Raw genomic sequence first — 20,224 nt, 5'->3', positions numbered from 1 at the left:
ACTTGCGCGCCTTTTATCCGTAGCGCGCAAGTTAAGTGTTGGCTTACTTCGGCATGGCCCAGGACTGCAACTGGTAGCCGCCCTTGTCGAGTTCGGCGCGGGCCTGCAACAGCAAGTCTTCCAGTTGCGCCGGGTCGGTATAAGTGCTCGACGACAGTTGTTGGCTGCCGATACGGGTATTGGTGCGGTCGATGACGCTCAGGCTGAGGGCGCCATTGCCATCGTGCCAGGCCACGCATTGAAAGGGTTGGAAAGCACGGTCTGCGATCAAAAGAGCTTCGTTGATGCGGAGCGGGGCGTTCATGTGGGGTTCTCTCTCATTGCCCATTCAAGTGGTTGCCGGCGGTTGGGCTGACCGTGCGGCGGGTTACTTGTACTGATGCACGATGACCGGGTACGGGTCACATGTTAGGGCAACATTTTTTAACTTTCCCTGATTAACATCATGTAAGCGGCTGTTTTAGAAGCTCAATGAGCATTTTGTTCGTTAGTAACTTTTCGGCCTGAAACACGGCTAAGTGGCTTTTTGCCCGCACTTATAGCGAAACGGTACAAGCGCAGCGTCAAGACCTTGCTAGTGTTAGCGCCAGGCGTCACAAACCGTTGTTTCTAAATAACTTTAACAATTTTGACGCCAAGGAAAAGTCATGATTGTTACACCCGTCCAGCGCCGCTTGCTCGTGGTCGACCCTTGTGACGACTGTCATGGCCTATTACCTGGTTTGCGCACCGCCGGCTGGGATGTTGACAGCTGTGCGCTTGAGGCTGTGGGCGACCGCTCCTGCGACGTCGGCCTGTTGCGGTTGCAGCCATATCACCTGGAGCGCCCCGAAGCGGTCAAGGAGCTGATTGGCCGTAGCGGTACCGAGTGGATCGCCGTTCTCAGCCAAGATGTACTGCGGCTGCAGAACGTTGGCGACTTCGTCTGCGAGTGGTTTTTCGACTTCCACACCTTGCCCTTTGACGTAGCCCGCGTGCAGGTCACCCTGGGTCGAGCCTTTGGCATGGCGCGCTTGCGCGGCAAGGGCAACACCCCGGTGGATGAGCCGGAACACGAACTGCTGGGGGACAGCCGGCCCATTCGCGAACTGCGTAAATTATTGGCGAAGCTGGCGCCCACTGAGTCCCCCGTATTGATTCGTGGCGACAGCGGCACCGGCAAAGAGCTGGTGGCCAAGACCCTGCATCGCCAATCCCAGCGCCACGCCAAACCGTTTGTGGCGATTAATTGCGGGGCGATTCCGGAACACTTGATCCAGTCCGAACTGTTCGGCCATGAAAAGGGCGCATTTACCGGCGCCCACCAGCGCAAGGTCGGGCGCATCGAGGCCGCCAACGGCGGCACGCTGTTCCTGGACGAGATCGGTGATCTGCCGATGGAACTGCAAGCCAACTTGCTGCGCTTCCTGCAGGAAAAACAGATCGAACGCGTCGGCGGCAGCCAGCCTATCCCTGTGGATGTGCGGGTCTTGGCGGCGACTCACGTCGATCTTGAGGCGGCGGTAGCAAAGGGCTCGTTCCGTGAAGACTTGTACTACCGGCTCAACGTGCTGCAAGTGGTAACCGCCCCGTTGCGTGATCGCCATGGTGATGTGGCGATGCTCGCCAATCACTTTTCCCGTTTCTACAGCCAGGAAACCGGCCGACGTCCCCGCAGTTTCAGCGAAGACGCCCTGGTCGCCCTGGGGCAACACCCGTGGCCCGGCAATGTGCGCGAGCTGGCCAACCGCGTAAGGCGCGGTTTAGTCCTGGCCGAAGGGCGCCAGATTGAAGCCGTTGATCTGGGACTTGTGGGCGAACAGGCAATTTCATCGCCGATGGCTACACTGGAAGACTACAAGCACCGCGCCGAACGCCAGGCGCTGTGCGATGTGCTCAACCGGCACAGCGACAACCTGAGTGTCGCGGCCCGTGTGCTGGGGGTTTCCCGGCCGACGTTCTACCGGTTGCTGCACAAACACCAGATCCGCTAGGGCGGGTAAACCGAAAAGCCCCGCAACGACCCTTATCGTTGCGGGGCTTTTCCTTTTTAGCCTGGTCTCGGTCAGAAGTAGTACGGGAATTTCAGGCTGAACGTAAAGTCCGGCGCGTCATCCGTCATACCAATGGCCAGGTTCGGCACGATGGTCAGGTTCGGCGTGGCCGCAATGGTCATGCCGACGTTGAAGTAACCGGCGTTGGCATCGCTGGACACCACCGATTGCCAATCACCCCCATCAGGCTTGAGTTTGCTCTTGCGCTGCACCAGGTCGGACACCGAGAACGACATACTCATCTTTTCGTTGAGCGCAAAGGCTACGCCGACGCCGATCTGGAAGCTGTCGCCCAGGCTGACCTTGCCGCCGACTTTCTGGTTGGCGTTGGAGCTGATGTCGTCAAACGAGTCTTCGAAGTTGTGGGTGTAGGACAAAGAGCCAAACAGCACCGCCGGGTCGAAGGTCTTGACCAGGGAAATCCCTGGGGTGACCGACCATACGCCGTTACCCGTCGGCAGGCTTTCCGGTACGAACAGGCTGTCGTTGTTCGGCGACTCGACCAGCTTGATGCCGTAGGGTTCCTTGCCTGTTGGGGCCTTGACGCGTAACGAAACCACTGCGTCGGGCAGGGTGTCGGTTTCGTCGAGGAACTTGTAGGCAATACCGAAGTTGACATCGCCAATGGTCGGGTCGCGGGTTACCGAGGCTTCCGACGTGGTTGTGCCACTGTTGCCCGCGCCGCCCGATTGGTAGGTCGATTCGCGATAAACCACCGGCACGTTAATGTCGAATTGCCAACGGTTATCGAGGTTGTAGCGTCCGGTCAGGTCCAGGGTCCAGTTATCTGCCTTGATCCGGTCCAGGTTGATATTGCCCAGGAAGATCGAGTCCAGTGCCAGGAAACCGTTGAGGGTCAACTGGCGCGCATCGTAACGCGCATAGGTAATGCCGGTTTCAAAGCTGAACTTGCCATCGCCGAAAAAGCCGCTGGCTTCGTTGTACAAGTTGCTGACACTTTGTGCCGGCGCCGAATCATCCTTGAGGCTTTGCCCATAGGAACTGCCGCCGCCGGCACCGCCGGAGGCCGCTGCAGCGCCCACACCTGGCGCGCCGGCCACGGTGGTGCCTTTGTTGAAGTCTGCCGGGGACTTGGCCAGGCGCTTGGGCGCTGGCGTAGCCGGTTGATCTTCAACCTGCCTGACTCGTTGTTCCAATACCGCCAGTGCTTTTTGTTGGACTTCGTAGCGTTGCTTGAGCTCCAGAAGTTCCTTTTTCAGCGTTTCTATGTCGGCATCCGGCGCGGCATACAGCAGGGTTGCCGGCAGGAGCGTACTTAAACAAACCACGGCACGTAACGATAAAGATCGATGCATGAAGTAAGCCGTCCCTTTTTTAATGCGTAAGTGTCGAGGCTCAGCGTAGTTCAATAACCGATAGTGCGTAGGCCTTTGAGTTGATCCAGGTTGAGACTGCGGGTGATGTTGTTCAGGTTGTTATTGCCCATCACCACATTTATCTGGGTGAGGTTGGTAATCGCATTAAGATCGCCGGTAATCAGCGTGCTCTGATTGACGTTGCCGCCGCCGATTTGCTGCAGCACGCTGCCTTGGTTGTTTGCGGCCAGGACGGCCATTTGCAGCCCGCCATTTTTGGCCGAGACGCTGACCTGGCCCGCACCGCTATCGCCAGTGATCGTCTCGCCTGCCACCAGTGCCTTGCCGGACTGCACGATGTTCGCGGCCGCCAGGCCATTGCGGGTCACATTGATATCGACGCCATTGTTGGCGGTATTGCCGTCGCCCGCTGCGCGCACGCTTTGGGTGACACCTTGGCCGCTGCCAAGGCCGCTGCCGCCGACCACTGTGCCCGTGCCGGTGTTCGGTGCACTGCCAGTACCGGTAGTGCTGGTGGTGGTGACATAGAATTGCGGGGTAATAGTGGACGCGTTTATTTGCATGTTGGCACTGCCAGTGATGCTGTCACCTGCGGAGTTGGTCCAGGTGGTGCTCATCACGATGCCAAAACTGATAATCCGTCCAGGCATTACATAGCGCCCTCGCAGATCCGCCATTTCCGAATCCTTGAGTTCGATAGGCTTGAACGCCGATGACGCATAAGCGGGCATTGAGGCTGCCAGGCACATGACCGTCAGCCAACGGTAAGTGTTCATCGTCTGCTCCTGGAGCGTCCTGCTCCTTATTGCGCCTCTTGCTAGAAGAAGTCGCTTTGAATGAAACCGTAGTCCATCAGTTCGCTGTCGCGTACTGGGCTGAACTCGTTCAACTGGTTCTTGGCGGTCAACGGGATGGGCGGAGAGAGCAGGGCATTGGTCTTGTCATAACCCTCACCCAATACGGCGAATACGATGCCATTCCAGCCCTTCACGAAGTCGTCCTTCGAGTAGCGCTTGTGGCCCAGTACGGGATCGCCGATATACACCCAGTCCTTGTCTGAACGCTGCAGGACAACGAAGTGCTTGTAGCCGCGGATTTCCAGCAGCACCACAACGGGTACCTTCACGGTAACCAGCACCTCCTGAGTGATCCGGTAGCCCCTGGCTCGCATGCCAATGCTTTCCAGATAGCGCTTCATGTCGAGCATGGAGAAGCCCTGGGTTCTCACCAAGTCCTGGTCTGCGTTGACCAGCATGCCCTTGATGACGTGGTCTTCGTCCACGTCCATCCAGTAAGCCTGACGCAGGATGGTCGCCAGTGCGGCGGCGCCGCAGCTGAAATCGGTTTTCTGTTCCACCAGGTTGGCGAATTTGCGCTCGCGGATACTCTCGACATTCTTGTAGATCAACCCACCACCGGGCATGACCACGGCCATTTGCCCCGCCCAGGTCGGGCCGGTGAGTGCTAGCAGAAGGAGAGAGGCAACGAGGCGCATGATCGTATGACCTGTTGGACGCTGGAATGAAAAAGGGCCTTGTTGCCAAGGCCCTATCTGGATCAGAAGCGAGTGATTGCTACGTTGTTCTGACCTTGGTTGCCGCTGCCTGCTGCAACGTTGGAGCCCACGATGCCAGACGAATTGTTGAACGAGTTGTTGGTGCTGGCGTTGTTGGTAACCGGAGTGGTTTTCCAGCCGTGGCCGCTGCTGAGGTTGAGGGTCAGGTTGCCAGTAACTTCTTGCACGGCGTTGATGGTGGCTGCGCCGCCTTTGCCTTCGCCAGCGTTGATTGCCACGCTGTTGCTGCCTTGGTTAGAGGTGCCGGCAGCTACGTTGGACTGGCCGATACCCGAACCGTCGTTGAAGCTGTCGTTGACCGACGCGTTGTTTTTGGTGCCGCTGTTGATCACCAGGTTGCCGTAGTTGGCTTGAGCCGAGTTAACAGTGGCGAAGACGAAGTCTGCATCGCCAGCGGTGATGGCTACGTCGTTTTTGCCTTGGTTGTTGTCACCGGCTGCGGTGTTGCTGCCCGCAATCCCGGAGTAGTCTTTGAACGAATCGTTTACCGACGCGTTGTTTTTGGTTTTGTCATTGAGCACCACGTTGCCATGGTTGCTTTGGCCGTCGTTGACGGTTGCGGCAGAGGAGGTTGGCGCAGGTTGTGGTTTATACGGCTTGTGGTCACCTGCTTGAGCAGCAACAGCCATGAGCGCAGCGAGAGCGAAAGCCAGTGGTTTGAGGGCCATTGTAGTTTTCATGGTGTATCTCCTTGCTTCTATTTAGTTGGTTAAGTGTTGGTACGGTCTAGCTATCCGACTCAGCTCCATCAGTTGAGTCGTAAGTTCAGGGTGTTAGCCACTCGGTTCCCCACCCCGGCGCTCTGGGTGACCTGTACCACTCCACGGCTGCCGGTGAAGGCCTGGTCGCTGGTAACGACCTGGCGGCTGCCAGTGGTAGGGGTCACGCCTGAGTCTGTTGCAAGCACAACGTTTTGTTGCGACATGACGCTGTCATCGATGCTTTGCGGGCCAGCGTTGACGCTGATACGCACCGCATTGATTGATTGGTTCTGGGCTCCGGCCGACTGATTGATGCTCAGTACACCGTTGCCATTGCTGAAGGAGTTGCCTTGGATTGACGCCTTGGCGTTCAGGGAGCGATCGGCGGGAGCGCCGCTGATCTGCTGGCTCACGGAGATGTTCGCCTGGGCGTTGTGGCCCACGGCGATGGCGACGTTGTTGCTCGATTGTTGCTGGTCGCCGGAGGCCTGGTTGATCGTGACCACGCCGTTGTATTGCTTGCCGGAATTGGTAATGGTTGCGTTGTTGGTGCTGCTGTCGGCCATCGCCGTAGTGCAACCGAGCAGTGCAAGAAGCATCCAGGAATGGTTCATCTCAACGCCCCCCTACCATGCTGCCGATATTGTTCAGAGGCGCCAGACCGCTTGAGACCGCGCCGTTGATGGTGCCGGAGAGGCTGCTGCCACCGCTGTGGCCGGCTGCGCTGCCTGCACCCAGGCCGATGCCGCCGCCGTTGTTGCCGAGCCCTGGAAGATTGCCGCCCGGCAGAATGGTGCGGGTGATGCTGGCGCCACTGCTGATCCCGGCGATATCGTGATCGTTGAGTTCAATACTGGTTGCGCGATAGATCTGGCCAGCCGGGTTGGCGTTGGCAGTGGTGGGGTTAGGATCAGTGCCCGCCGTACGGCCCCACATGTGGCCACGAACGGCGCGGTCAATCACGATCACACCGTCACCTGCAGCGAGCACTGGAAGGCTCACGCTGGTACTCAGTACACAGCTGATCAGGAGGAGGCTCAATGAACCTTGAGTGTGAGTGACCACGGCAATATTCCTTATTTTCAACGCTGACCCTAAACAGCGTTGTAAGGGATAGAGCAGAAGCCGTGCCGCTTTTGATTTGTTGTCGTTATTCAACCAGTTGCGATTGATGCGAGGCAAAGTGATAGCAGCCCTGTATCAGCCGTGAGACAGACCCCCTGCAAGACCCGCCTGCCCGACCGTTGCGCAATCGCTTCACCCGGCTGTATCAGCGCTGTAACACCGTGCATGACAAAACGATGAATCCGCTCACTACAGGGGGTTCAGGGCAGGTGGCTGTAAAAAAAATGGACACTGCAGGCGTGAAAAAGCCCGCAATGGCGGGCAAGGCTCAGCCTTTAGGGGTTTTACGCGGGATGGCGTTAAGTACAGGGTTGCCGTCCTGGTTCTGGGTCAGGTAGACCGGCAGCACCTTGGGCAAGGAGGGGACGAGGTTGGAGACTTCGTTGACGTTATAGATGCCGCCGATGCGAATCGCCCCCGTGTTGGCGTCTGCCAGCATCACTGGCTTGGCCAGGTACCGGTTGATCAGCGGCAACGCATCAGCCAGGGCCAGGTTGTCCAGGATCAGCTTGCCCTGGCGCCAAGCCAGGGCGGTATCGTTGGGGTTGATCGCCTGTACACGCGGCGTGGCATCACCCTGTTGAAAGCGTGCCTGCATGCCGGGAGTCAGGGGCACGCTGCCGTGGACCTTGTCGCTGGAGATCTGCACAGAGCCTTCCAGCAACATCACCCGTACCTGGTCTTCATACTTCCACACGTTGAATTGGGTACCGGTGACCCGTACCTGGCCTTCGCCTGCGCGCACGATAAAGGGGTGGGTGCTGTCATGGGTTACCTTGAAGAAGGCCTCGCCTTTGTTCAGGGTGACACGGCGCTGGTCCTTGTAGTTGCTATAGACCAGCTCGGTGCCCAGGTTGAGTTCAACCTGGCTGCCATCACCCAGGACAACGTTGCGCAAGCCGTCTGTGGCGTCATAGCGTTCATAGGCGTTTGGCAGCAAGCCGGTTTCCCAGCCGGTAAAGGCCGCCAGGGGCAAGGCAACCAGGCTGATGGCTGCCGCTACGGCGTAGTTGCGCCAACGCCGGCGGGGTTCTAAAGGCACCACCACGGCGGTGGGCTCGGCACGAGGCAGGTGGTCGGCAACATCCCAGATTTCGAGCATCGCTGCGTATTCGAAGGCGTGCAGGGGATGGCCGTTGTGCCACTGTTCAAAAGCCTGGCGCTCGGCGGGTGTGCAGTCGTGCGCGTGCAACCGCATGCACCAGTGCGCGGCGGCATCGGTGATAGCGTCATATTCGGCTTCTGAAAGAGACTTTTCTGTCATTTAAACGTCCTGATTTCGCACATTCTAACCTCCCGAGGCTCGGGACGAGAACAGCCATCATGGCGATTGCACATCAATTGGAACTTATTCTCGTTTGGGAGCACCTAAAAAGTCAGGACATTCCCACAATGGAGTACGAAGATGCTGAAGAAAACCTTGATCGCCCTGTGTGCAACCTCCGCCCTGCTCAGCGCTGGTGCGGCCCTGGCCGACAAACCGGGTGCTGGCTGGATTCCCATTGAAAAGGCGATTGAAGTCGCCAAGACCAAGGCCGGTTACATTGAGGTGTACGCCGCCGAGGCCGATGACAATGGCTATTGGGAAGTCAAAGGCCGCAAGGCCGACGGCACGGTGTACGAGGCGCGCATCGACGGCGCGTCGGGCAATGTGTTGCGTGACCAGAAAGACTGATGCACCCCTCGGGGGCCGATTCAGGCCCCCGGATCCAACTGCCTGCCCAAGTGTGTGATCAGGTAAGTCACGGAGTCGGCATTGCCCAGGATGATATCCATCCGGCGGTCTGCGTCACTCATAAACGTTTGGCGGGCATCATCCAGCGTTCGGGCGCCCGTTAAATGCAGCACCCGGTCACGGACCTTCGTCGAACCGACGCGGCCGAAATCTTCCCAGCGCTGCGACAAATCATCCCAGGTCTTGAAAAGCATGGTGGCTGGTGTCATGACCGACAGCGCAGTGCTTTGCAGGTTAGACAGTGCGGTATAGCGGCGCAGGCCGTCGGCGCTGCCGCGATTGATCAGGTCCAGGAACGGACGCATGGTGTCCATGTACGCAAAGTCTTCAGTCTGCGAAACCAGATGGCTGACTTCGTGGACCAACGTGGCCGCACGCGCATGGTCGTCGATATCAAACGGTGCGTTGAGGTGCGGCAGGTAGCCGTCCATCCGCGGGTTGAAAAACAGGTCCAGCAAATAGATTTTTTGTTCGGCGTCTTCGGGTATCACAAAGGCGTAGGTTTGCTCAGCGAACCAGCGCGAAGTGCCGGTGACGAACCGGCTGGAGTCCAGGGTGACCAGGTTGGGTTCGGTCAGACCCGTCTGGATTTCCAGCACGCGAGCTTTGATTTTTGCCACTTGCCCGGGGTTGAGGTTAAGCACGCCGAACATTTCGGTCAGGAGCAGGCCCACGCGGGAGTTCGCGTCCAGTTGGCTCATGAACAGCGTCAGGTTGCGTACGCAGGTGACGGTGTAATACAGCGCCACATTGAGTGCCCGGTCGATACACAGCGCATTGTCCAGGCTCAGCGCACGGATCGCTGGCATGCCCACCGCTTCGATATTGATAGACGCACGCTCGGTTCTTCGGGTGATGACTCGGCCTCGATAGCGCGACAATGTCGGGCCGAAGCGCGGCTCACGTTCAGAAAGGTCCAGTACCCACTGGCCGAGCGCATTGCGCTCGATATAAGGCCCCAGTTCAGAACCGAGGCTGATGCGCCAGTATTCGCCCACCCGTTGCACCGGATAAACCCTGCCGGCCACCGGCACATAGTTGCGGTTGCGGGGCGCATCGCTGTAGATATGCGCTACTGGCCTTTGTTGCAGGTCCGAGAGCGCCACGGTGATGTCTTCAAATCGTTGCAAGCGGGTGCGCAACGGGTCAGTCATATTCGGCATTTGGGGGGGCGATGCCGGCATCGCATCGCCCGGCAAATCGGGCGCGGGCGTTGATGCAGGGGGCGCCAGTGATTCATTCTGCGCTTTGCGCAGGGTGGCCAACGTCGCCACACCCTGGATGAACTTCTGCAAACCCTCGCCGAATCGTTGTTGCTGTTGGGCTTCGGCCGACGCCTGGAACAGCTTGAAACTGCGCCACACCACCAGCGGATACTTGAGCTTGCCCGCAATAAATTGCAGTGCCAGCGGCACGCCTTTTTGCAACAGGCTCGTGATGGCATCCCACTGGTCCCGGCCTTCCTCGTCGAATTGGCAGCCAAGCATTTTGATCAGTAGCGCGGTGTTGTCGCCAAACAACCGCGGCAGGATGTTACCGCGCTCCGGATTGAAAGCCAGCCTGATATCCGGCACATCGCCACGCTGGTTTTCACGCAGCAAATTGCGGTAGGTGGCCTGTTGAGAGGCGTCCAGCTGTCGAATAATCCAGTCCTGCAATGGGCCGGGGCGGTTGATTTCACCCAGAAGGTCTGCTTCCTGGGCGTATTCCTTGAGCACCCGCCAAGGGCTGTACGGGGCATAAAGCACCAACGGCCCCAGGGTGCCTGCCTTTGGACCGATCAAGTACAAACCCAGTACGGTGGCAGCCTGCGCGCCGGGTGTGGCAACCAGTTCCAGCGGCCGGATGATTGCCGTGGCCCCCGTGACCTGCTCGCGTGCCATGGCATCGGGCATATCGATGACTTGCTGGATATAGCTCCAGGCGGTGGCACTCAAGCGTTCCTCCAGTTTTTCTTCGTGGGCATGGCGCAGCAGTTGCCAGGGGAATTGTCGGCAAAACAGTGCGCGGCGCTGGCGGCTATCTTCGGAGTCCGTGGTCAGGTGTGTGGTGAGCAGGCGGCGGTAGATCGAGGCGATGTCCAGTTGGCGCACCAGTTGCACCACTGTCGTGCCGTCGAATGCAGTCGGCAGCGCGCTGGCACCACGGGAGTAGGGGCGCAGGTAGTCGGCACGCAAGTCGGGTAGATGGCGCAGTGCAAAGTCGGTCAGGCGCTGGGGGTGACCGTTGAGCGCGATATGCGCGGGTATCAGCACGTCATCCGGGTTCAGGCTCAGGCCTGGGTATCGGGCTTCCAGCAATGCGCTCAAGTGGCTGGCGACGTGCTCGCGCAGGGCGGGCAGGCTGTGCAGGTAATCGCGCTCGTCCAGCGTGCTCAGGCGGTATTGCTCCAGCAACTCGGCATGCAGCAATTGCTCCTGAGGCGAAGCCATTCCCAGCCACACGGGTAAGGCCTGCTGATGAATCATCGCTTGCGCGATGGCCATGGACCTGCCCAGGTTGGACGGCGATACCTTTTGCATTTCATTGTCCAGGCAATCTTGCAGCCTCTGCGGGCTCAGCGGCGCGGTCAGCCAATAGTCGATACTGTTGATCTGGTGGTTGAGGTAGCTTTGTTGCCGGTTGTCCAACAGGTGCTCGTCGATGCGTTGCAACGGCCCTAGATGGAAAACCTGATGGGGCGCGCGATGACTGGGGCCCAGGTTATGCACCAGGGCCAAGCGTTGGTCCGGCGCTGCCAGACGTTGCGCCAACACATCGCGCAGGGTCTGCAGCGAGGCGAATGGTTCATGGCCGCGTTGCGGCGTCCACAGCACCACTTGGCCGGAATGGTTGGGGTCGATACCGCCGCGTTCGGTCAACAGGAAACAGTTGGCAAGTTCCAGCAAGGTGGGATCGTTGCCGGCGGTCAGCGTCAAACTGTAGGCATCGGGCAGGAACCCCAGCAGCCCGTGACGTCGCACGCGGGTCATGCTATCGGGGCGTAATACCGTGTCGAGAATTCCGTAATGGCGTGGGGTCAACGTCTTGTTCAGCAAGCGCAGCTCTGTTTCGCTGCGCAGGCCCAGCAACAATGCCTCACCCATTTGTTTACGATGGCTTTCCAGAAACTGACGCGCAAAGTCACGCAGATCGTGATTGGCAAAGGGCGCGATGGCCATCGTGACAAGCGTATTGAACGTTTGGATGTCCACGTTGTTCCAGCGCAGTGACGCGCCGTCCTTTCGGCGACTGTAGAGCGCCGTGCGTGGGTTTTGCGGCAGTGGGCCGCCGGCGTTGGCCAGGCGCTCGATAAAGTGATCGATTATGCTCACCGAGTGCACAGGTTCGCGCTCTTCCCGTTGCTCGGCCTGGGTGGCATAGGTATTGGCGCACAGGTCGTCGGGGTCAATATCAAGCCGTCGCGCTTGTAATTGCTGACTCAGCGCCTGGCGTGCCAAGCGTCGCAAGGTGGGGTGATTGCCGCGTTGCGCCACCTGGGCAGCCTGCACGACCGCCAGCGCATGCAACTGGCGCTTGGCGCGTTCGGCCTGCACCGTGGAGGGCCTTCCGTTGTCCGCACTGACTGGATGCAGGCTCCAGCGGCCCTGGGCATCCAAGGCCAGCAAGCGACTGTCGAGCATAGGGCGCAGGTCAAGTGCGCTGTCGATCAGCGCGGCGAGATCGACCGAACCCTCACTGCGACGAAACTGCCCGAGGGCATAGTCCAGATTGCTCAACTGCTTGGCCGCGATGTCTTCGACCATGCCACCAAACACACTGCCAGGCACGGGAAGGCCGCTTACCTGCACCGGGTCCATGGACAGGTAGGCACTGCGCTCTTCCAGTGACAGGAAATTCAATAACTCATCCTCATGCCCGGCGGCCTTGAGCATGCTCAGCAAGGTGTCGTTGAGGTCGTCGAGGTCCTTGAGCACCTGCAGTCCGCGTGACTGGGTGTAGAGGTAGGCGTGTTGATCGCTGAACAGCAGCGTCGCTGCCAGATCGACATGGTGCTGGTAGGGGGCGTGGATACGCACCTTCTCGATACGCAACCGCGGGTGCCAGGCGTGTCGCGCCGACGGCTCGGGAAGGAAGGTCGCACGCAAATGGCGATGTTGCTCCTCGGACAGGATGCCCAGTTGGTGCTTGAACAACAGGTCGGCACGGAGTTTGTCACTCATGATCTGTGCAAACAGGCCTAGTCGCGATTGGCCGTGGCCAATGTCTTCGTTCCACCAGGTCAGCAACAGGCTACCGAGAAGTTTGGAGAGAACCCCGGCCGTTTGTTCTACCAGGCTTTCCCACTGTTGCAGGTTGTCAGCGTGCTGTTTTGCAGTGAAGCCTTGGGTGGTATGGCGGGGGTTGGTGAAGGTACGCGTCTGGCTGGCTGGCCAGTCCTGCTTGAGGTAGTACTGCAGCAACACTTCGTCCAACGGTGCCGATCCGATCCAGCGTGGCTTGTCGTGGGGCGTGTCGGCCTCGGCCTCGATGAAGCTGTTGACCCGCGTATCCCGTTGATCAAGGCCGGGGAAGTAGGGCCGCGCCATGACGGATATCAGGGTGTCGAGCATCCAGGCCAGGGTGGGTGTTTTGTGCAACTGGGCCAGCATGTCTTGCAGGTTGAGCGTCTGGCCGGCGTTGATAGTGTTCTCCTGGTCCTCGAATACCGCGCCGGGTATGGTCGCAGTGGTGAGGGAGAACGGCACGTCCAGGGTGAAGCTGATGCGCTGTCTCGTAGATAAAAATTGAATTAAATCATCTCGTTGTACCTTGTTTGCAAGGCGGTTTGTAACTTCATAGAGCGCCGACTCCCGCCCCTCGAACACTTCGATTCCGCCGTAGGGGGTATAGAGCAACGCTTTGTTTTCTGTCGGGCTCGGGCTCATCAAGAAAGCGCCGGCCAGAGGCATGGACGTTTTATGGGTCAGCTTGATGATCAGTTTCTCCACCACCATGGGAGGGTCGCGCAAGGTGTCATCCTGTCGCGCTTGATCGGTGGCGTAGTAGAGCGTGTTCAGCCAGTCCAGGTCCTGGAGGCTCAGGCCAAGGGCGCGTTCGCGTTCGGTGGGTTCTTTTCTGCGGATCGGGCGGTGAAACTCTTGAAAAAAATACGGGGGGGTTACGTCGGCCATCCAGTGTTCTCCGTCAAGGCCGCTGCCGGCCACAGTGTTGGCGCAGGGTAGGAGGCCTGAGGGTGTCGGCGGCGGTAGATAACTGCTGCGAAAACGACCTGTCGGGCAATCGATGATTGACAGCGGGCGGCGCGCACGTTGTTTAATCACAGGCTTGAGTTGCCCGTCTTGTTGCCCCTTCCAATCATAATTCGGAGCTTCAGATGTCTACGCCGTCCAAGGTCGTTGAGGGTTCCAGTGTCTCCATAGGCTTCAGCGCGTTGGTCGCGCTGTTGCAACAGGTATTTGTGCGCCACGGCACTTCGCCCGAGGTGGCCGCGATCCTTGCCAATAATTGCGCCAGCGCCGAACGCGACGGTGCCCATAGCCACGGCATTTTCCGGATTCCCGGTTATATCAGCACCCTGGGCAGCGGCTGGGTGAATGGTCGCGCTGTACCGCAAGTGACTGACGTGGCCTCAGGCTTTGTGCGGGTCGATGCCGGCAACGGCTTTGCCCAACCGGCCTTGGAAGCTGCCCGTGCATTGCTGGTACAAAAAGCGCAAAGCGCCGGGATCGCGCTGCTGGCGATCCACAATTCCCATCACTTTGCGGCCCTGTGGCCGGATGTCGAGCCGTTCGCCGAGCAAGGGCTGGTAGCCCTGAGCGTGGTCAACAGCATGACCTGCGTGGTGCCCCACGGTGCCGACCGACCGCTGTTTGGCACCAACCCCATCGCCTTCGCCGCACCGCGTGCCGATGGCTTGCCGATCGTGTTCGACCTGGCCACCAGCGCCATCGCCCATGGTGACGTGCAGATCGCCGCGCGTAAGGGGGAGCGCCTGCCGCCGGGCATGGGCGTCGATGGCCTGGGCCAGCCCACCCAAGACCCTAAAGCCATCCTGGAAGGTGGGGCGCTGTTGCCGTTTGGCGGACATAAAGGCTCGGCACTGTCGATGATGGTGGAGCTGCTCGCGGCAGCGTTGACCGGAGGCAACTTCTCGTTCGAGTTCGATTGGTCCGATCACCCTGGCGCGCGCACGCCCTGGACCGGCCAACTGCTGATCGTGATCGACCCAAGCAAAACCAGCGGCCAGGCGTTCGCTGAACGTAGCCAGGAACTGGTGCGCCAGATGCATGCGGCAGGGTTGCGACGGTTACCGGGAGATCGTCGGCATCGCACACGGGCGAAGGCCGAGCAAGAGGGGATTGTGGTGGACGCGCTGGCATTGGAGCAGTTGCATCAGTGGGCGCAGCAATAACTTGTAGCAGCGGGCTTGCTCACGAAAATCGTCAGCGAAAACGCAGGTATCCGGGCGCCTGCGGTGTCTATGGGATCTTCGCGAGCAAGCTCGCTCCTACACGCGGTATGGCTTAGTTGCGACGGCCCAACAGCAGGCCAACCACCAGGCCAAAGCCTGCGGAAATCGCCACGGTTTGCCAAGGGTGACCACCGATGTAGGTTTCGGTGGCATCCACCACCGGCTTGCTGCGTTCACGCACGTTGGACACCGAGTCCAGGGCCTGCTTGAGTTTGATGGCGACCTGTTCGCGCAGGGTTTCGCCTTCTTCGCCTACCAGGGAGGCGCTGCTTTTGAGCAGTTTGTCCGATTCTTCGATCAATGCCGTCAGTTCACTGAAAGCTTGATCCTTGATTTGATCTTCGACGGCTTGGGCGGCAGATTTGCGGGCCATTGGGTGACTCCTTGCAGGTGAATGTGACAGTGATCAATGGAGTGTCGGGCGTCGGCAAAAGTTGCAGTTTTTTTGCGCCTTGAAGGTTTTGCGCCAAATCCGAATCCGAAAAATTCGACCTACAGTGTAAGATGTCGCCTATTTGTGCAGCAGGTAATTCAACATGAGCTTCAATCTGGCCAACAAGACCCTCGCCGAACGCGCGGAGCTGGAAGATGAAAAGTCCCGCCTCTACGACCTGTGGCAAACCAACCTGGGCAAGGCCAAGGGCGAAGCGGCCCGTTTGTTTGGCGAGCGTGCCAAGCGCAAGGGCAAGTGGGCCGAATGGGTGCGTGCGGAACTTGACGGCATGTCGCCGCCGGAGTTCTCCAACATGGTGCGCAGTGAAGTCAACAAGTTGATGGCGGCGGCCAAGTAAAGCTCGCCACGATCCCTTCACGTACCTTGAGCAGCAGAGGATCCAGCTGCACCTGGGTCCGCCAGCCCAACTCCACCGGGTAGCGCGGCAGCGCCAGCGGGCAGGGCAGCACACGCAGGCCGGTCAATTCGGCGATGGCCTGCGCCGCGTGCCCGGGAATCGTCGCCACTGCCTGGCTGCCTTTGAGCAGATAGGGCAGCGCGGCAAAGTGGCTGGTGGAGGCGCACACCCGGCGGCTCAACCCTTGCGCCGCCAACCCCTCATCGGTAATCCCGATAAACCCGCCAGATGACACCAGCACATGCTCGCGGCTGACGAATTCGTTCAGGTCGATGCTGGCTTGGTTCGAGTCCAGCAGGCAGCGGTAATCGCCTTCTCCCAGCACCTGGCGGCTCAAGCGGCTTTGTGCAAAACCGCCAGCGGTAATCGCCAGGTCCAGGGTACGGTCCAATAACGCGCCTGCGACGATCTGGCTGTGGGTCTGGCGAAAAATCACGCGTAATTTCGGCGCGCGCCTGCCGATCTCATCCATCAGCCGACGGCCATAGGCAATCTCAAAATCATCCGACAGGCCCAGCACCACCGAGCGGCCCTCGTAGTGCTGGTTCTGCGGGTTGACCATCGCCAAGCTTTGCCGACAGCGCTCCAGCGCTTCACTGATCACCGGTTTCAACTGATTGGCGCGCAGGGTCGGCGCCAGGCCGCGCCCGGTGCGCACAAATAGTTGATCGTCGTACACCTCGCGCAAGCGCCGCAGGCCCGCGCTGATGGCCGATTGCGTCACCCCCAGGCGCAAGGCGGCGCGGCTGGCGCTGGACTCGTCGTGCAGGGCTTCGAAGGTTTTGAGCAGGTTCAGATCGATCTGGGCGATATTAATTTGGCTCATATCATTCAGCAGTAGAGTGGGCTTTATTCATGATCAAGGCTGGCGGGAGAATGGGCAACCCCCCTGACTTTGGAGTGATGGTGATGCCTGTTTCTACTGTGGCTGCCCTGCAAATCGGTTCCCTGCCCGGCGGCAAGGCCGAGACCCTGGCGCAGATTCTTGGCTATGAAGACGACATACAGCGCAGCGGCGCGCAACTGGTGGTGATGCCTGAAGCACTGCTGGGTGGCTATCCCAAGGGTGAGGGCTTCGGCACCCAGTTGGGTTACCGCTTGCCTGAAGGTCGCGAAGCCTTTGCCCGCTACTTTGCCAACGCCATTGATGTGCCGGGCGCCGAGACCGACGCATTGGCCGGCCTGTCTGCGCGCACCGGCGCCAGCCTGGTGTTGGGCGTGATCGAACGCAGTGGCAACACCTTGTATTGCACCGTGCTGTATTTCGAACCGAGCGGCGGCCTGGTCGCCAAGCACCGCAAGTTGATGCCCACTGGCACCGAGCGGCTGATCTGGGGCAAGGGCGACGGTTCGACCTTGCCAGTGATCGACGCAGCCGTAGGCCGTATCGGCGGCGCGGTGTGCTGGGAAAACATGATGCCCCTGCTGCGCACCGCGATGTATGCCAAGGGCGTAGAGGTGTGGTGCGCGCCCACGGTGGATGAGCGCGAGATGTGGCAGGTCAGCATGCGCCATGTGGCCCATGAAGGACGCTGCTTTGTGGTCAGCGCGTGTCAGGTGCAAGCCTCGCCGGCCGAACTGGGGCTGGAGATTGCCAACTGGCCGGCAGAGCGTCCGCTGATCGCTGGCGGCAGCGTGATTGTCGGGCCGATGGGCGACATTCTGGCAGGGCCCTTGGTGGGAGAGACGGGGTTATTGACCGCGCAGATCGATACCGATGACCTAGTGCGGGCACGGTATGACTATGACGTGGTGGGGCACTATGCCCGGCCGGATGTGTTTGAGTTGGTGGTGGATGAGCGGGAAAAGCCCGGAGTTCGCTTCATCACTGATTAAACGCAGTCCAAAATGTGGGTGCGGGCTTGCTCGCGAATGCTGTGTGTCAGTCAACACATCTATAACTGAACCACCGCATTCGCGAGCAAGCCCGCACACATTAGATTTTCATTGGTTGGGGGAATTGGTTTTCAGCCATTCCTCGCCGGTCATCTCCCAAATGTCCCGAGGGAAGGTGCCCTCGACAAACTGCCCCTCTTCCGTCCTGATCAACCGCATCCCCTCTCGCTCGGAGATCCGTCGCGACCCAAGGTTGGGTGCTGCCTTGGGGACACGCAATACCGGGCGTTCGAGCACGCCAAACCAGTAATCGGTCACCACCGCACTGGCTTCGCTCATCAGCCCAAGGCCCTGCCATTGTGGGCCCAGCCAAAAACCACGGTTGTCGTCCACGGTATCCGACAGGCAGACGTTGCCGATCAGCCTTTCAGGTGCGCTTTTGAGGCGAATTGACCAATGCCATTCCTCGCCCCGTGCCATGGCCGGCAACGCTACGTGCTCCAGGTAGCTGCGTGCGCCATCGGCCGGGTAGGGCCAAGGCACCACAGCGTTGAGATAGCGCACCACTTCCCAGTGGGCAAATTGCTGCTGGATGGCTTCGGCATCGTCCAGGGTCAGTGGGCGCAGAATCAGCCGCTCGGTATATAGCGTCGGTTGCATGGCGTTCACCAAGTAGCCGTGTTCGGTAGGTCCAGAGTGCCACGGTCTACAAAGCGCATCGTGCCAAACAGGCCACCGGCGAGTTTGCCCCGCAGCACATAGGGCAGGTTGTTCAGGCTTTGGGTCTGGCTCAGGCCCAGGGTCTGACGCAACACAGAGAACGCCGAAACACTCACCGGCACCATCAGAACGGTCTCGGAAAAGCGTGGGATGCTTCCGGCTTGATCACTCACCCCCGATGCCAACGGCCGGCCGTTGACCTCAAGGTCCAGGGCTACGCCGTTGTAGTCGATTGCCGTTTCGTTGGGGTTCTGCACCCGCAGCTTCACCGCGAAGCGTACTTCCAGGTCCTGGCTTTGCAGCGGCTCGATGCCCACTACATTGATATTCACCGGGTCACGGTTGGGCAACAGCGCGCAGGCGCTCAAGGTCAGCAGCAGTAGCGATAGAACCATGAGCTTGCGCATATATAGGTGCTCCTATTTCGTGACGTCCGGGTCTTGCATCACTTTGAGGGTAGAGGACTCCGGATCGAATTCATCTTCTTCCAGTTCTATGAACTCTTCCGGCAGGAAAATGTTCAGCAAGATTGCACAGAAGGCGCCCACGGTAATCGGCGATTCGAAGATGTTGTGCAGCGCCTTGGGCAGGTCGCGCAGCACTTCCGGCACGGCGGCCACCCCCAGGCCCATACCGAGGGAGATCGCCACGATCAGCACATTGCGTCGGTGCAGCCCGGCTTCGGCGAGGATCTTGATGCCGGCCACGGCCACGGTGCCGAACATGATCAGGGTCGCGCCACCCAATACAGGCTTGGGCATCAGTTGCAGCACCGCGCCGATCATCGGGAACAGCCCCAGCAGTACCAACAGGCCGGCAATAAAATAGGCCACGTAGCGGCTGGCCACGCCGGTGAGTTGGATCACACCATTGTTCTGGGCGAAGGTGACCATGGGCAGGCTGTTGAAGGTCGCAGCCACTGCCGAATTGAGGCCGTCGGCCAGCAGCCCGGACTTGATGCGCTTGATATACAGCGGGCCTTTGACCGGCTGTTGGGAAATCATCGAGTTGGCCGTCAGGTCACCAGCCGCTTCCAACGGTGAAATCAGGAAGATCACCGCCACCGGTATAAACGCTACCCAGTCAAACGAGAATCCGTACTTGAACGGCACCGGTACGCTAACCAACGGCACCTGGGGCAGCGCCGCCAGGTCCACACGGCCCATCATCCAGGCGACGATAAAGCCCAACGTCAGGCCGATCACGATCGAGCCCAGGCGCAGGAATGGATTGCTGAAGCGGTTGAGCACCACGATGGTCAGCAGCACCAGGGCCGCCAGGCCCATATTGCCAGCCGCGCCCAAGTCCTGGGCGCCAAAGCCGCCGGCCATGTCGGTGACCGCCACCTTGATCAGCGACAAGCCCATCAGGGTGATGATGGTGCCGGTGACCACGGGGGTGATCAGCTTACGCAGCTTGCCGATGAACTGGCTGAGCACCACTTCGATAAACGCCGCGAAAAAGCAGATGCCAAAGATCGTCGAAAGGATCTCGTCGGTGCCGCCTCCCCGCGCCTTGACCATGAACCCCGCGCTGAGGATCACGCTGATAAACGAAAAGCTGGTGCCCTGCAGGCACAACAGCCCCGAACCAATAGGGCCGAACGTGCGCGCTTGTACAAACGTGCCGAGCCCTGACACGAACAGCGCCATGCTCACCAGGTACGGCACTTCGCTTTCCAGGCCCAGCACGCCACCGACGATCAGCGTTGGGGTGATGATCCCGACAAAACTGGCCAGCACATGCTGCAACGCAGCAAAAATCGCGGCAGTGAAGTGCGGGCGGTCTTCCAGGCCGTAGATCAGGTCGGATTTATAGCGGGGGCGAGGAGCTTGTGCGTCAGACAAAATGCGGGCTCGGGTCAGAAAAGGGAGGCGCAGGATGCCAGAAAGTGC

General features: G+C 59.7%; 19 protein-coding genes. 5 read left to right on the top strand and 14 right to left on the bottom strand.

The window, feature by feature from the left end:
* Positions 1-43: 43 nt before the first annotated feature.
* Positions 44-304, bottom strand: coding sequence for a hypothetical protein (locus DYL59_RS05395; protein WP_135288250.1), 261 nt, complete (start codon positions 302-304; stop codon positions 44-46).
* A gap of 343 nt (positions 305-647) precedes the next feature.
* On the opposite strand from DYL59_RS05395, the gene DYL59_RS05390 reads away from it, so the two are divergent.
* Positions 648-1,973, top strand: a complete 1,326-nt coding sequence (locus DYL59_RS05390) for a sigma-54 dependent transcriptional regulator (RefSeq protein ID WP_135288249.1) — start codon at positions 648-650, stop codon at positions 1,971-1,973.
* Between the two features lie 71 nt (positions 1,974-2,044).
* On the opposite strand, the gene DYL59_RS05385 is transcribed toward DYL59_RS05390, so the two are convergent.
* The 7 genes from DYL59_RS05385 to DYL59_RS05355 all read right to left on the bottom strand — a co-directional run bounded on the left by DYL59_RS05385 (position 2,045) and on the right by DYL59_RS05355 (position 8,036).
* Positions 2,045-3,349, bottom strand: a complete 1,305-nt coding sequence (locus DYL59_RS05385) for a transporter (protein ID WP_135288248.1) — start codon at positions 3,347-3,349, stop codon at positions 2,045-2,047.
* Positions 3,350-3,399: 50 nt separating this feature from the next.
* Entirely contained in the window at positions 3,400-4,146 is a 747-nt protein-coding gene (locus DYL59_RS05380; RefSeq protein ID WP_135288247.1) for a hypothetical protein, read from the bottom strand.
* 41 nt (positions 4,147-4,187) lie between these two features.
* Positions 4,188-4,865: a C39 family peptidase gene (locus DYL59_RS05375; protein WP_135288246.1), complete on the bottom strand. Its 678-nt coding sequence runs from the start codon at positions 4,863-4,865 to the stop codon at positions 4,188-4,190.
* A gap of 62 nt (positions 4,866-4,927) precedes the next feature.
* Positions 4,928-5,626, bottom strand: a complete 699-nt coding sequence (locus tag DYL59_RS05370) for a heme utilization protein (protein ID WP_135288245.1) — start codon at positions 5,624-5,626, stop codon at positions 4,928-4,930.
* Positions 5,627-5,694: 68 nt separating this feature from the next.
* Positions 5,695-6,261 (bottom strand): adhesin, encoded by a 567-nt coding sequence (locus tag DYL59_RS05365; protein WP_135288244.1) that lies wholly within the window; start codon positions 6,259-6,261, stop codon positions 5,695-5,697.
* Between the two features lies 1 nt (position 6,262).
* Positions 6,263-6,712 carry a hypothetical protein gene (locus tag DYL59_RS05360; RefSeq protein ID WP_135288243.1) on the bottom strand — a complete coding sequence of 150 codons (450 nt, stop codon included), beginning with the start codon at positions 6,710-6,712 and terminating at the stop codon, positions 6,263-6,265.
* A 328-nt stretch (positions 6,713-7,040) separates the two neighbouring features.
* Positions 7,041-8,036: a FecR family protein gene (locus DYL59_RS05355; protein WP_135288242.1), complete on the bottom strand. Its 996-nt coding sequence runs from the start codon at positions 8,034-8,036 to the stop codon at positions 7,041-7,043.
* A gap of 141 nt (positions 8,037-8,177) precedes the next feature.
* Between DYL59_RS05355 and DYL59_RS05350 the strand changes: the two genes are divergently transcribed.
* Positions 8,178-8,447, top strand: a complete 270-nt coding sequence (locus tag DYL59_RS05350) for a PepSY domain-containing protein (protein WP_135288241.1) — start codon at positions 8,178-8,180, stop codon at positions 8,445-8,447.
* Between the two features lie 20 nt (positions 8,448-8,467).
* On the opposite strand, the gene DYL59_RS05345 is transcribed toward DYL59_RS05350, so the two are convergent.
* A complete protein-coding gene (locus DYL59_RS05345; protein ID WP_135288240.1) occupies positions 8,468-13,621 on the bottom strand; it encodes a M35 family metalloendopeptidase in 5,154 nt (1,717 codons plus the stop codon).
* Between the two features lie 203 nt (positions 13,622-13,824).
* Between DYL59_RS05345 and DYL59_RS05340 the strand changes: the two genes are divergently transcribed.
* Positions 13,825-14,862, top strand: coding sequence for an Ldh family oxidoreductase (locus DYL59_RS05340; protein ID WP_135288239.1), 1,038 nt, complete (start codon positions 13,825-13,827; stop codon positions 14,860-14,862).
* A 112-nt stretch (positions 14,863-14,974) separates the two neighbouring features.
* On the opposite strand, the gene DYL59_RS05335 is transcribed toward DYL59_RS05340, so the two are convergent.
* The gene (locus tag DYL59_RS05335; RefSeq protein WP_003217958.1) at positions 14,975-15,295 is read right to left on the bottom strand and encodes an ElaB/YgaM/YqjD family protein; all 321 of its coding nucleotides are present in this window, start codon (positions 15,293-15,295) and stop codon (positions 14,975-14,977) included.
* A gap of 163 nt (positions 15,296-15,458) precedes the next feature.
* Here DYL59_RS05335 and DYL59_RS05330 point away from each other — a divergent pair, with 163 nt between their 5' ends.
* A complete protein-coding gene (locus DYL59_RS05330) occupies positions 15,459-15,713 on the top strand; it encodes a hypothetical protein (protein WP_003190904.1) in 255 nt (84 codons plus the stop codon).
* Here the strand turns inward: DYL59_RS05330 and DYL59_RS05325 are convergent.
* Positions 15,685-16,599 carry a LysR family transcriptional regulator gene (locus DYL59_RS05325; protein WP_238340611.1) on the bottom strand — a complete coding sequence of 305 codons (915 nt, stop codon included), beginning with the start codon at positions 16,597-16,599 and terminating at the stop codon, positions 15,685-15,687. The two genes, DYL59_RS05330 and DYL59_RS05325, sit on opposite strands and share 29 nt — an antisense overlap.
* Positions 16,600-16,682: 83 nt before the next feature.
* Here DYL59_RS05325 and DYL59_RS05320 point away from each other — a divergent pair, with 83 nt between their 5' ends.
* On the top strand, positions 16,683-17,609 hold the full coding sequence (locus DYL59_RS05320; RefSeq protein ID WP_135288238.1) for a carbon-nitrogen hydrolase family protein: 927 nt from the start codon (positions 16,683-16,685) through the stop codon (positions 17,607-17,609).
* Between the two features lie 108 nt (positions 17,610-17,717).
* Here DYL59_RS05320 and DYL59_RS05315 read toward each other — a convergent pair whose 3' ends face one another.
* From DYL59_RS05315 to DYL59_RS05305, 3 genes are read right to left on the bottom strand one after another with little or no spacing between them, the layout of a single operon-like run.
* Positions 17,718-18,269, bottom strand: a complete 552-nt coding sequence (locus tag DYL59_RS05315; RefSeq protein ID WP_135288237.1) for a GNAT family N-acetyltransferase — start codon at positions 18,267-18,269, stop codon at positions 17,718-17,720.
* A 5-nt stretch (positions 18,270-18,274) separates the two neighbouring features.
* Positions 18,275-18,736 (bottom strand): LEA/WHy family protein, encoded by a 462-nt coding sequence (locus tag DYL59_RS05310; protein WP_135288236.1) that lies wholly within the window; start codon positions 18,734-18,736, stop codon positions 18,275-18,277.
* 12 nt (positions 18,737-18,748) lie between these two features.
* Positions 18,749-20,176: a nucleobase:cation symporter-2 family protein gene (locus DYL59_RS05305; protein WP_135288235.1), complete on the bottom strand. Its 1,428-nt coding sequence runs from the start codon at positions 20,174-20,176 to the stop codon at positions 18,749-18,751.
* Between the last annotated feature and the right edge of the window lie 48 nt (positions 20,177-20,224).

Origin of the sequence: Pseudomonas kairouanensis (genome assembly GCF_004682055.1) — a bacterium.
Classification (GTDB): Bacteria; Pseudomonadota; Gammaproteobacteria; order Pseudomonadales; family Pseudomonadaceae; genus Aquipseudomonas; species Aquipseudomonas kairouanensis.
This window is presented reverse-complemented; position numbering and strand designations above follow the sequence as displayed.